Source organism: Rhodococcus ruber, assembly GCF_027270735.1.
GTDB lineage: Bacteria > Actinomycetota > Actinomycetes > Mycobacteriales > Mycobacteriaceae > Rhodococcoides > Rhodococcoides rubrum_A.
Window position 1 is genome coordinate 138,952 of record NZ_JAPWIJ010000007.1, and the last position, 12,424, is coordinate 151,375.

The window sequence follows — 12,424 nt, forward strand, 5'->3', positions numbered from 1 at the left end:
CGCCGACGAACCGAAGAGAAGATCCACCTAGTTCAGGGGCGCGAAAACCCCCGAGGAGGGCGTTACCCGTGTTCTTGTTGCTGTCCACGTCGGACACAGATCTGCTCAGTGCCCGTGCCAGTGGAGCCGACTTCGCCTGGGGCAACCCATCTCGCCTACTGGCGCAGGACATCCCGTCGATGGCCGAGTCGGCCGAGCTGATCATCGTGCGCATCCTCGGATCGCGCCGCTCGTGGGAGGCGGGCATCGACGCCGTACTCGCCACCGGGCTTCCCGTTGTCGTTCTCGGCGGTGAGCAGGCACCGGATGCGGATCTGATGGAGATCTCGACGGTGCCGGCCAATGTGGCAGCGCAAGCACACAACTATCTGGCCGAGGGCGGGTCGGACAACCTGCGTCAGCTGTACAACTTCCTCTCCGACACCGTCTTGCTGACCGGTCACGGTTTCGATGCTCCGCGGCACCTGCCGACGTGGGGGCACCTCGAACGGAACTCGACCCCGCACTCCGACGGTCCGACGGTGGCGATTCTCTACTACCGCGCCCAGCATCTGGCCGGAAACACCACGTACATCGATGCCCTCGCGGCCGCGGTCGAGAACGCCGGTGCCACGGCCCTTCCGATCTACTGTGCGTCGCTGCGCACGGCGGAGTCCGACCTGCTCGAGACGCTGAAGTCGGCGGATGCCCTGATTGTCACGGTGCTTGCAGCGGGCGGCACCAAACCTGCCGGGGCGTCTGCAGGTGGCGACGACGAGGCCTGGAACGTCGCCGAGCTCGCGGCTCTCGACGTTCCCATCCTGCAGGGTCTGTGCCTGACGAGTTCACGCGCGACGTGGTCCGAGAACGACGACGGACTGTCGCCACTGGACGTGGCCACACAGGTTGCCGTCCCGGAGTTCGACGGCCGTCTCATCACGGTTCCGTTCTCGTTCAAGGAGATCGACGACGACGGCCTGACCACGTACGTTCCGGACCACGAACGAGCAGCGCGCGTCGCCGGCATCGCCGTTCGCCACGCGCGGCTACGACACATCCCGGTCGCCGACCGCCGCATCGCTCTGATGTTCTCGGCCTATCCCACCAAGCATGCGCGGATCGGCAACGCCGTCGGCCTCGACACCCCGGCCAGCGCGATCGCGTTGATGTCGGACATGCGCACTGCCGGTTACGACCTCGGGCCGCTCGACGGCCCGGATTCGGTGCCCGGTCTGGCTGCACGCGACGGTGATGCACTCATTCACGCACTGATTGCCCGCGGTGGCCAGGATCCCAACTGGCTCACCGACGCTCAGCTCGAGGGCAACCCCATTCGCATCTCGGCTGCGCAGTATCGAACCTGGTTCGAGCAGCTCCCCGCGGATCTGCGTGACGGTGTGATCGAGCATTGGGGCCCGGCACCGGGCGAGCTCTATGTCGATCGCTCTGCCGATCCGAACGGTGAGATTGTCATCGCCGCAATGCAATTCGGCAATGTGGTCATCATGGTGCAGCCGCCGCGCGGGTTCGGGGAGAAGCCCGTCGCGATCTACCACGACCCCGATCTTCCACCGAGCCATCACTACCTGGCGGCGTACCGATGGATCTCGGCTACCGAGGCAGACGGCGGTTTCGGTGCGGATGCGATGGTCCATCTGGGCAAGCACGGGAATCTCGAATGGTTGCCGGGAAAGACGCTCGGCATGTCCGCATCCTGCGGAACCGATGCGGCGCTGGGCGATCTGCCACTGATCTATCCCTTCCTCGTCAACGATCCGGGGGAGGGTACGCAGGCCAAGCGTCGAGCGCATGCCACTCTGGTGGATCACCTCATTCCCCCGATGGCGCGCGCGGAGAGCTACGGAGACATCTCGCGGCTCGAACAGTTGCTCGACGAGCACGCGAACATCTCGGCGCTCGATCCAGCCAAGCTGCCCGCAATTCGTCAGCAGATCTGGACGCTCATGACCGCGGCGCAGATGCACAAGGATCTGGGGCTCGAGGAACGCCCCGACGAGGAAGTGTTCGACGACATGCTGCTCAACGTCGACGGATGGCTGTGTGAGATCAAGGACGTGCAGATCCGCGACGGACTGCACATCCTGGGCCAGGAACCTGTCGGCGACGCCGAGGTCGAACTCGTACTGGCGATGCTCCGAGCTCGGCAGATGTGGGGCGGCGAGCAGACGGTCCCCGGACTTCGCGAAGCCCTCGGCCTCAGCGAGGACGGCGACGAGGAACGCACGCGCGTCGACAGCATCGAGGCCGTGGCGCACGGGCTGGTCGCGGCCATGCAAGCCACGCAGTGGAATCCGGACGAGGCCGAGCGCGTTGCAGGCGAACACGGTGACGTGGTCGCTGAGATCTTGAAATTCGCTGCCGCCGAGGTGGTACCGCGCCTGCGAGGGACCTCACGCGAAATCGAGCAGGTGCTGCACGCTCTGGACGGCGGGTTCATCGCGGCAGGGCCGAGCGGTTCACCACTGCGCGGATTGATCAATGTGCTGCCTACCGGGCGCAATTTCTATTCCGTCGACCCGAAGGCCGTGCCCTCGAAACTGGCGTGGGAGACCGGACAGGCAATGGCCGAATCACTGCTCGCTCGGTACCGCCAGGATCACGGCGAGTGGCCGAAATCGGTGGGACTGTCGGTGTGGGGAACGTCGGCCATGCGGACCTCCGGTGACGACATTGCCGAGGTCTTCGCGCTGCTGGGCGTGTCCCCGGTATGGGACGAAGCGTCCCGCCGGGTCACTCGGCTCGAGGTCATCGATCTCGGCGAGCTCGGTCGTCCTCGTATCGACGTCACGGTCCGCATCAGTGGCTTCTTCCGCGACGCCTTCCCCCACGTGCTGGCCCTGCTCGACGACGCGGTACGGATGGTCGCCGCTTTGGACGAGGAGCCCGAGCAGAACTACGTCCGCGCACACGCGCAAGCCGATCTCGCTGAACACGGTGACGAAAGACGCTCCACAACAAGGATATTCGGATCGAAGCCGGGGACCTACGGTGCCGGGTTGCTCCAGTTGATCGACAGCAAGACCTGGCGCAGCGACGACGACTTGGCGCAGGTCTACACCACATGGGGCGGCTTCGCGTACGGCCGCGGCCTCGATGGCGTCCCTGCGTCGGACGACATGCGCACGGCGTACAAGCGCATCGCCGTTGCCGCCAAGAACACCGACACACGCGAGCACGACATCGCCGATTCCGACGACTACTTCCAGTACCACGGCGGCATGGTGGCGACTGTGCGCGCGCTGACCGGAAAGTCACCCGAGGCGTATATCGGCGACAGCACGCGTCCGGAATCGGTGCGCACCCGCACACTCTCGGAGGAGACCGCACGGGTGTTCCGCGCCCGCGTGGTGAACCCCAAGTGGCTCGAAGCCATGCGCAGGCACGGCTACAAGGGCGCGTTCGAGATGGCGGCGACGGTGGACTACCTGTTCGGCTACGACGCCACCACGGATGTCGTGCAGGACTGGATGTACGAGAAGCTGGCCGAAACGTACGTGCTCGACGAGCAGAACCAGAAGTTCATGCAGCAGTCGAATCCCTGGGCACTGCACGGCATCGCCGAGCGCCTGCTCGAGGCAGTGGAGCGAAAGATGTGGGCCGAGCCGAACGAGCAGGTTCTCGACGGGTTGCGCCAGGTCTACCTCGAGACCGAGGGTGACCTCGAAGGGGAGTAGCGACGTACTCTGAGCGGTATGGCCGCCACGTTCGACACCATTGCCAGAGGCAAGTACGTACTACTGACGACGTTCAAGAAGGACGGTACCGGCGTGCCGACCCCGCTGTGGGGTGCTCTCGACGGCGACCGACTGCTGATGTGGACGGTTGCCGATTCGTGGAAGGTCAAACGCATCCGCCGCAACCCGAAGGTGACCGTTGCGCCGTGCGACATGCGCGGTAATCCGCAGGGCGACGCAGTGGACGCCACCGCCGAGATTCTCGACGAGACCGGAACCGAGAAGGCCCGCGCTGCTGTCGCCTCGAAGTACGGAATCCTGGGCTGGCTCACCGTGAAGGGGAGCGTGCTGCGTCGCGGAAAGAGCGGCTCCGTCGGACTGTCCATCACCGCGGCCTGAAATCGGCACCATCGGCACCATCGCTCGCATGCACGGTTCCGAATACTTCACGAGGCAGCTTCCCCTGCTGCCGGAATGGAGTATCACGTGCCTATCGCAGTGACCGACTACAACCACGTACGTCTCACCGTTCGCGACATCGAGCGATCGAGGTCGTTCTACGACTCGGTGTTCGGCTTCGAGGTCGCCTACGCCTGGGACCCCGACGCCGACGAGGAGACCAAGAAGGCGCTGTGGTTCCTGTTCGGTGGAGTCATCTACAAGTTCGGCGGGGGACTGCTCGGCCTGCGTCCTGTTGCACCGAGCGACGACACTTTCGGTGAAGACCGGTGCGGGCTCGACCACCTGAGCTTCACCGTGGATACGCGAGCGGCCCTCGAAGACGCCGTCAAGACGCTCGACGATCTCGGTATCGCCCACGAAGGCATCAAGGACGCCGGTCCAGGCATGTCGATCGTCGAATTCCGCGACCCCGACAACATCGCTCTCGAGCTCACCGGACCCGACAAGTAGCTCGGGTGGTCGCTACTGGGCGGCGCTGACCGACGACATGTGAAAATCGGGAATGCGCAGCGGCGGCATCGCCGTGCGGGTGAACCAGTCCTTCCACTCGCGCGGCAGTGTCGCCTCCGTTGCACCCGCTTCGGTGACGCGGCGCAGCAGATCCAGTGGGCTTTCGTTGAACCGGAAGTTGTTCACGGCGCCGGTGATTCGACCGTTCTCGATGGCGTACACGCCGTCTCTCGTCAGCCCGGTGAGAAGCAACGAGGTCGGGTCGACCTCACGGATGTACCAGAGCGTCGTCAACAGCAGTCCACGCTCGGTGTCGGCCACCATGTCGTCGAGGCCGGCATCCGTCCCGCCCGTCATGACGAGGTTCTCGCCCGGCACCGCGACGGGAGCTCCGTACTTCCCGGCCGACGCTCGCGGATAGGCAAGGGCAGCGACAGATCCGTCACGTACCCAGTCGACGCGCTCGATGCCCATGCCGTTGTCGAACACCGACACCGAATCGCTGGACGATCCCGCCACCACGAACGGCGCGTACTCGAGGCCGCCTGCGCGCGGATCCGAGTACAACGTGAGCGGCAGCGCGGTGAGCTTCTCGCCGACGCGCGTTCCGCCTGTACCCGAAAGCGCAGTACGGCCTTCCTGCGCGCCACGCCCCTCCATGGTCCACATCAGGTAGATCATCAGATCGGCCACGGCCGACGGCGGTAGCAGCGTCTCGTAGCGTCCTGCCGGCATCTCTATTGTGTTCTGAGCCCAGCCGAGCCGGATGGACAGCTCGTCCAACATGCTCTGGGCGGACACATCCCGAAAGTCCGTGGTGCCGGTACCGACCCAGGCGCTGGCCCCCGATCGTTTGCCGTTTATCTCGACCGATCCGGTCGGTTGCGTGAACGTACGACGCAGGCCGGTCGACGTGCCGAGCCAGACGTTGTCGACCCGATGCTGGGCGAATCCGTACAGGGCGTCGCGACCGTCGAACCCGACGTTCAATTCCGTTGCCAACGATCCGAACACGTCGATCGACGTGTGTTGCGCTCGACGGTCCCAGTCTCGAGGGTCCGAGGCCGAATCTCGAGGCAGCAAGGGCATCGCGTCGTCGGCGGGCTCCGCCGATTTCGCCGCCGCTTCGCTCGCGCGTACTACGGACTCGACATCCCCCGGGTCGACGCTGGTCGACGACACGGTTCCGACACGAACGGATGTCGAGTCTCGCACGATCGAGACCACCTCCCAGCGCCGCGAGGTCGCGATTCCGTTGGTGGTCATGGAGTTTCCGGCCCACCGAAGCGTCGCGTCGCTCGAATCGGTGACCACGACGATCGTGTCGTCGACATTCGCGCAGGCGAGTGCACGTTCGATCACCAGCTGCGGCGCGATCATCGACCTGCCTCCGATCGGGTGTTGAGGACGTTGACGCCGCGGAACAGCGCTGACGGGCAACCGTGGCTGACGGCGGCAACCTGGCCTGGCTGCGCCTTGCCGCAATTGAAGGCGCCGCCGAGCCGCCAGGTGGACGGTCCTCCGAGAAGCTCCATCGAGCCCCAGAAATCGGTGGTGGTCGCCTGATACGCAACATCGCGCACTTGGCCGTCGAGCACGCCGTTGCGAATGCGATAGAAGCGTTGACCGGTGAACTGGAAGTTGTACCGCTGCATATCTATCGACCAGGACTTGTCGCCGACGACGTGGAGGCCGTCCTCCACTGCACCGATGAGGTCGGCAGTCGTTCGGTCTGTGTCCGGGTCCGGCTGGAGCGACACGTTCGCCATACGTTGGATCGGCACGTGATGTGGAGAATCTGCGTATGCGCACCCGTTGGACCGCTCCAACCCGAGCCTGGGGGCGAAGACACGATCGAGTTGATAGCCGACCAGTGTCCCGTCGCGGACCAGATCCCACCTTTGCGAGGCCACTCCGTCGTCGTCGTAACCGATACTGGCGAGACCGTTGACTTCGGTCCGATCGGCAGTGACATGCATGATGGGCGATCCGTATCGCAATGTCCCCAGCTGGTCCGGGGTCGCGAAAGAGGTACCTGCATATGCCGCCTCGTAACCGATGGCTCGGTCGTATTCTGTTGCATGCCCTACGGATTCGTGTATCGTCAACCACAGATTGGTCGGGTCGATGACGAGATCCGTCGGTCCGGCCACCACGGTCGGTGCCTTCACCTTCTCTGCCAGCCATTCGGGAATTCGGGCCAATTCGTCGGCCCAGTCCCAGGTGCTGGTTTCACCGAGGTACTCCCAACCACGTCCCACCGGTGGCGCGAGGGTGCGCATGGTCTCGAAAGCACCGACGGACCGGTCGACGGTTGTTGCCTCGAACTGGGGATGCAGTCGCACCCGCTGCTGAGTGATGCTGCTGCCGGCCAGATCGGCGTAGAAGGACTGCTCTTTGACCTGCAGCACCGAAGCGGTGACGTGGTCGACGCCGTCCGACGCGGCCAGTCGGGACGAGTACTCCGCGAGCAGCCCAACCTTGTCGGCGGTGGGTATCTCGAACGGATCGATCTCGTAGTCCGATACCCAGGTCGCATCGGAGTAGACCGGCTCGTGCGCGAGTTCCACCCGTTCGCGATTGAGCGCACGTAGTGCCGTCGCCACCTCGACTGCCTTGCGCGCTGTCTCGGACGCTGCGCCGGTGCCGAGTTCGGCGTGGGAGGCGAACCCCCAGGTCCCGTCGACCACCACCCGCACTGCGAGGCCGATCTCACCGGCATCGACCAGGGATTGAACCGAGCCGTCGCGCAGCGAGATCGACTGTGTCGTCAATCGCTGCACGCGCACATCGGCATGGGTGGCTCCGGCCGAGCGTGCTGTGCTCAGTGCGGCATCCGCGAGGTCCCGCAGGGGCAGGGCGAGGAAGTCGGCGTCGACCGACCGATCCGGGTGTCTCGTCACTGCACCGACGCTAGCCGAATTGCTGCCAGCCGAGTCGGAGAACCATCCCCACCACGACGACGAGCAAGACAATTCTGACGAAACCGGCACCTCTGGCCACCGCTGTTCTGGACCCGACCACCGCTCCGAAGACGTTGCACACCGCCATGGCAGCTCCGAGTTGCCAGTACACGCTGCCGGTGGCGGCGAAGAATGCGAGGGCCCCGACATTGGATCCGACATTGATCACCTTGGCCATCGCAGCGCTACGCACGAATTCCGTTCCGAGCATCGTGGCGAACACGATGATGAGAAACGTGCCCGTGCCAGGTCCGAGGATGCCGTCGTAGAAACCGATTCCCGCGGCCGCGAGACCCACGACGATCAGAACCTTGCGATGCGTCGGTGGCGACGACGCCACGGTGAGACCGATGGTCGGGCGACACGTCACGAGCAACGCAACGCCGACGAGAACGACCATGATGATCGGGATGAACAACTCGCGGTCGATCAGCGAGACTGCGGCAGCACCGGCCGCTGAGGTCACCGCGGCGAGGACACCGGCCGGGACCAGCACCGTCCAGTTCAGCGAGACCTTCCGAGCGAAGGTGACGACTGCGGCAACGGTGCCGAATAGTGCGGTCGCCTTGTTGGTCGCCAGCGCGGCCTGCTGCGTCAGTTGTGGTGCCACGAGCAGGATTGCGGGCAACAGGATCAGGCCGCCTCCACCGACCACCGCGTCGACCCAACCAGCGGCTGTCGCAGCCACCATCAGCAGTCCCCAGTCCGCGGCAGTCATACGGCAAACTCAATCACATGCGTCGTTTCAGCCTGTGGCTCCGTGGGCAGCCCTTCGTAGCCGATGCATTGCTGGCTGCAGGACTGTTCGTCGTCGAGATGTTGGTGTTCGTCAGTTCTGCCGACGGAATGAACGGGCCGTTGTTTCTCGTGTTCTCGGTCGTGTTGTCGGTACCCGTTGCATGGCGGCGACGCTTTCCTCTGTCGATCGCGGCGATCACTCTCGTGGCCACGGGCATCTCCGATATCGCGGGCGCGATGGTAGGCGACACAGTCAACGGTCACCCGGCAACGCTGGCTCTGCCGATCATGCTGTACACACTTGTTGCGTACGTCGGACGAGTTCAGGGCGCCGTGTATGCCGTTGCTCTCGCAGCGTATTCGGTGGCGTCCATGCTGCTGTTCGACCAGCCGATCTTCACGACACTGTTGTTCGGTGCTCTTCTCTACGCGCTGTCCTGGCTCGCGGCGGAGTTTCTCGGTGCTCGGCGGGCCTACGACGAGGCGACGCAGGCTCGACTGGTCGTCGCCGAATACGACCGAGACCGCCGCGCCGAGGAAGCCGTGCTGGCGGAACGCACTCGCATCGCGCGTGAACTTCACGACGTCATCGCCCACAGCGTCAGCGTCATGGTGGTTCAGGCCGACGGCGCCTCGTACGCCATCCGGCGCAATCCCGAACGAGCGGAACAGGCCGTCGCCAACATTTCCGCCACCGGTCGGCTTGCGCTGGCCGAGTTACGCAGAACCGTCGCCCTGATGCGCACCTCCCCGGACTCGGACGACATGCCTCATTACGGCACAGCCGGCCTCGCCCGGGTGGTCGAGATGATGGGCCGCGCCGGGTTGTACGTCGAGCTCGAGCAGACCGGAAATCTCGACGACATCAGCCCGGCAATCAGCCTGGGAGTGCACCGTGTGGTGCAGGAATCGCTCACCAACGTGCTACGACACGCCGGCCACGCCCCGCGCGCCGTGGTCAAGGTGGTCCGGGAAGAAAATGTTGTCACCGTCGAGATCTCCGACAACGGCACCGGCACCGGCACGGTCTCATCCGTGGACGGCGGCGGACACGGACTGCTCGGGATGCGGGAGCGGGTGGCCGTGCTGCAGGGCACGCTGCACGCGGGCCGCACTCCACACGGCAGCTGGCTCGTGCGAGCGACGCTGCCGATCGAGTGAGGGCTAGGTGCTTTTTACAGCTAGGTTGGTTCGGTGCCGATCACCGTTGTCGTCGTGGACGACCAAGAGCTCATGCGCATGGGATTGAACATGGTGCTCGAGGCCCAGGACGACATCGAGGTGGTCGGCGAGGCATCCGACGGTGCCGGTGCCATCGAGGCCGTGCGCAGGCTGTCACCGGCTGTCGTCTTGATGGACGTCCGTATGCCCGGCGTCGACGGCGTATCCGCCACTCGAACCATCACTGAATCCGGCTCCGATACAAGGGTTTTGGTGATGACTACATTCGATCTCGACGAGCACGTCCTGGGAGCGCTTCGGGCGGGCGCAAGTGGATTCCTGCTCAAGGACACACCACCCGAGGATTTGGTATCCGCAATTCGTAGCGTGGCCGCAGGCGATGCCGTCGTCTCACCGAAGGTCACCAAGCGGCTGCTCTCGCGGTTCGTGGCCCAGTCCGTTTCGACCACCGATGCGTCGGTTCTCGACGCACTGACCGGTCGTGAACGCGAGGTACTGGTGCACTTGGCGACCGGCTTGTCCAACGCCGAGATAGCGGCCGTTCTCCATCTGTCCGAGGCGACGATCAAGACCCACATCGGCCGAATCCTGACGAAGTTGGATATCCGCGATCGAGTCCAGGCGGTCGTGCTGGCGTACGAAACCGGCCTCGTCCGGCCGGGTTCCTGAGAATTTCCCGGCAAACCGGTCACCCCGGGAGCGATTTCGATGCCCCGCGCGTTGTACCGGTGAAGCGAAGAAAGGACCGTCATGCTCGCTCTGTTCGTACTTTATGTCGTGGTCGAGGTCGCAGCGCTGGTCGCCGTGGGAAGCGCACTGGGTGTGCTCTGGACCGTCGTCCTGCTGATCGGCGGATCGCTGGTCGGGTCATTGCTGGTGCGATCGCAGGGCAGACGTGTGCTGGACGGTCTGCAGCGGGCATCTCGAGGCGAGCGATCGGCCGGTGGCGCTGTGGCCGATGGTGCCCTCTTCGCCGCGGGGTCGGTCGCGATGTTCGTGCCGGGACTGGTGACCACGGTGATCGGGTTGCTGTTGTTGATCCCGCCGACCAGGTGGCTGCTACGCCCAGCAGTGATGTGGGCCGCCGCACGCTGGTTGCCGCAGGTTGCGACCGCGACCCGGCGCATGCGCCCCACCGTCATCGACGGCGAGATCCTCGACGATCGCGCCGACACCACGGGCACAACGTCGTCGGCGACGGGTTCCGCACTCGTCCTCGAAGGTCAGGTGATCGAAGCCGACCATGTGGATCGGCCGACCGGGGATTTCCGGAAGCCGCACCGGTAGGGGCAGACTGGTCGTTCGTGACCACCGAATTGTTCTGCGGCGGACGGATCTACAGTCCGATGGCCTCCGACGCCACCGCCATGGCCGTGACCGACGGAGTCGTCAGTTGGATCGGTGAGGATCGCACCGGCCGTGCGCTTCACCCCGGAGTCCCGGTGACCGACCTGGCCGGCTCCTTCGTGGCACCGGCATTCGTCGACACGCACGTACATGTCACCGATCTGGGGTTGTCCCTGATCGGACTGGATCTGTCTCATTGCCGATCCCTCGACGACTGCATGCGTGCACTTGCCGAGTACGCGGCGAGGACGTCGGACGCTCTCGTATGGGGTCACGGCTGGGACGAATCGGAGTGGATCGAACACCGCTCACCGACGACGTCCGATCTCGATGCAGCAGCTCCGGGCCGCCCGGTGTATCTCACGCGCGTCGATTCGCACTCGGCTGCCGTGTCGACGCCGTTGCGGGCGGCGGCGTCGGGTATCGACTCCGCCACGGGTTACTCGCCACAGTCCCCGCTCACCGCCGATGCACACCATCTCGCGCGGCTGACCGCTCGCGCCATGCTGACCACGGACACCCGTACTCGGGCGCGTAGCGCGGCGCTCGACCACGCCGCAGCGCAGGGAATCGTCGCCGTACACGAATGTGGGGGTCCGATCGTGTCGGGAGTCGACGACTTCCGTGAACTGATGGCGACCGCACACGGGGTGGAGGTGCGCGGCTACTGGGGCGAGCTGGTCGACACGGTCGAGCGGGCACGTCAGGTCCTCGCCGACACGGGGGCGCATGGCCTTGCCGGAGACGTCTTCGTCGATGGATCACTGGGATCGCGTACCGCATGGTTGTCGTCGCCCTATGCAGACAACCCCGGTACGGGAGTCTCCTACCTCGACGTCGATGCGATTACCGCGCACATCTCGGCCTGTACTGCGGCCGGAGTCCAAGCCGGCTTCCACTCCATCGGAGACGCCGCGGTCACGGCCACCGTCACTGCCTTCGCGCGTGTGGTGGACGAACTCGGGACGCCCGCCGTTGCCGCTTGTGGACACCGGCTCGAGCATCTGTCGATGGTGACACCGGAACAGTCCGATCTTCTGGCCGCGTGGGGCGTGATCGCCAGTGTGCAACCGCTGTTCGACTCTCTCTGGGGCGGTTCGGACGGCCTGTACGCAGCACGGCTCGGTGCCGAACGCGGCGCCGCACTCCATCCGTTCGCCCGATTGGCCTCGGCCGGCGTCGCCCTCGCTTTCGGTTCCGACGCGCCGGTCACTCGCCTCGATCCGTGGGCGACCGCGAGAGCCGCCGTCAACCACCACACGCCGGGCAGTGCCGTTTCGCCCCGAGCTGCGTTCTCCGCCGCGACGCGGGGAGCGTGGCGCGCGGGCGGCGTCCGAGACGGCGTGGCGGGCACGCTGGTACCGGGTGCGCCTGCGTCCTTCGCCGTGTGGGACGTCGCCGAACTCGTGGTACGGGCCCCGAAAGACAGCGTCCAACGGTGGTCGACGGACCCACGTGCCGGGGTGTCACCGTTGCCCAGCCTCGACGCGTCGGCCGAGAGCCCTCGTTGTTCGATGACCGTTCACCGCGGCAAGGTCATCCATGAACAGTGACAGTGACAGTGACAGTGTTCCGGTGGTCGAGAAGACACCGTCACGGGGTGATCGT

10 protein-coding genes are annotated in these 12,424 nt (G+C 65.3%); 7 read left to right on the forward strand and 3 right to left on the reverse strand.

The window, feature by feature from the left end:
- The first annotated feature begins 68 nt into the window (after positions 1 to 68).
- The 3 genes from cobN to O4220_RS17710 all read left to right on the forward strand — a co-directional run bounded on the left by cobN (position 69) and on the right by O4220_RS17710 (position 4,586).
- Positions 69 to 3,674 carry a cobaltochelatase subunit CobN gene (gene cobN / locus O4220_RS17700; RefSeq protein ID WP_269606569.1) on the forward strand — a complete coding sequence of 1,202 codons (3,606 nt, stop codon included), beginning with the start codon at positions 69 to 71 and terminating at the stop codon, positions 3,672 to 3,674.
- Positions 3,675 to 3,692: 18 nt separating this feature from the next.
- Positions 3,693 to 4,073 carry a PPOX class F420-dependent oxidoreductase gene (locus tag O4220_RS17705; RefSeq protein WP_269606571.1) on the forward strand — a complete coding sequence of 127 codons (381 nt, stop codon included), beginning with the start codon at positions 3,693 to 3,695 and terminating at the stop codon, positions 4,071 to 4,073.
- A gap of 87 nt (positions 4,074 to 4,160) precedes the next feature.
- The gene (locus tag O4220_RS17710; RefSeq protein ID WP_420030419.1) at positions 4,161 to 4,586 is read left to right on the forward strand and encodes a VOC family protein; all 426 of its coding nucleotides are present in this window, start codon (positions 4,161 to 4,163) and stop codon (positions 4,584 to 4,586) included.
- A 12-nt stretch (positions 4,587 to 4,598) separates the two neighbouring features.
- Here the strand turns inward: O4220_RS17710 and O4220_RS17715 are convergent, their stop codons facing one another.
- From O4220_RS17715 to O4220_RS17725, 3 genes are read right to left on the reverse strand one after another with little or no spacing between them, the layout of a single operon-like run.
- Positions 4,599 to 5,966, reverse strand: coding sequence for a metallopeptidase TldD-related protein (locus O4220_RS17715; protein ID WP_269606576.1), 1,368 nt, complete (start codon positions 5,964 to 5,966; stop codon positions 4,599 to 4,601).
- Positions 5,963 to 7,489 (reverse strand): TldD/PmbA family protein, encoded by a 1,527-nt coding sequence (locus O4220_RS17720; RefSeq protein WP_269606578.1) that lies wholly within the window; start codon positions 7,487 to 7,489, stop codon positions 5,963 to 5,965. Before O4220_RS17720 ends, O4220_RS17715 begins: the two co-directional genes overlap by 4 nt.
- Positions 7,490 to 7,499: 10 nt before the next feature.
- Positions 7,500 to 8,267, reverse strand: coding sequence for a TSUP family transporter (locus tag O4220_RS17725; protein ID WP_269606580.1), 768 nt, complete (start codon positions 8,265 to 8,267; stop codon positions 7,500 to 7,502).
- A gap of 17 nt (positions 8,268 to 8,284) precedes the next feature.
- Here O4220_RS17725 and O4220_RS17730 point away from each other — a divergent pair, with 17 nt between their 5' ends.
- The 4 genes from O4220_RS17730 to O4220_RS17745 all read left to right on the forward strand — a co-directional run bounded on the left by O4220_RS17730 (position 8,285) and on the right by O4220_RS17745 (position 12,369).
- Positions 8,285 to 9,448 carry a sensor histidine kinase gene (locus O4220_RS17730; RefSeq protein ID WP_269606582.1) on the forward strand — a complete coding sequence of 388 codons (1,164 nt, stop codon included), beginning with the start codon at positions 8,285 to 8,287 and terminating at the stop codon, positions 9,446 to 9,448.
- A gap of 33 nt (positions 9,449 to 9,481) precedes the next feature.
- Positions 9,482 to 10,138 (forward strand): response regulator, encoded by a 657-nt coding sequence (locus O4220_RS17735; RefSeq protein WP_269606584.1) that lies wholly within the window; start codon positions 9,482 to 9,484, stop codon positions 10,136 to 10,138.
- An 81-nt stretch (positions 10,139 to 10,219) separates the two neighbouring features.
- The gene (locus tag O4220_RS17740) at positions 10,220 to 10,756 is read left to right on the forward strand and encodes an FxsA family protein (RefSeq protein ID WP_269606586.1); all 537 of its coding nucleotides are present in this window, start codon (positions 10,220 to 10,222) and stop codon (positions 10,754 to 10,756) included.
- A gap of 17 nt (positions 10,757 to 10,773) precedes the next feature.
- Positions 10,774 to 12,369, forward strand: coding sequence for an amidohydrolase (locus tag O4220_RS17745; RefSeq protein ID WP_269606588.1), 1,596 nt, complete (start codon positions 10,774 to 10,776; stop codon positions 12,367 to 12,369).
- The last annotated feature ends 55 nt before the right edge of the window (positions 12,370 to 12,424 follow it).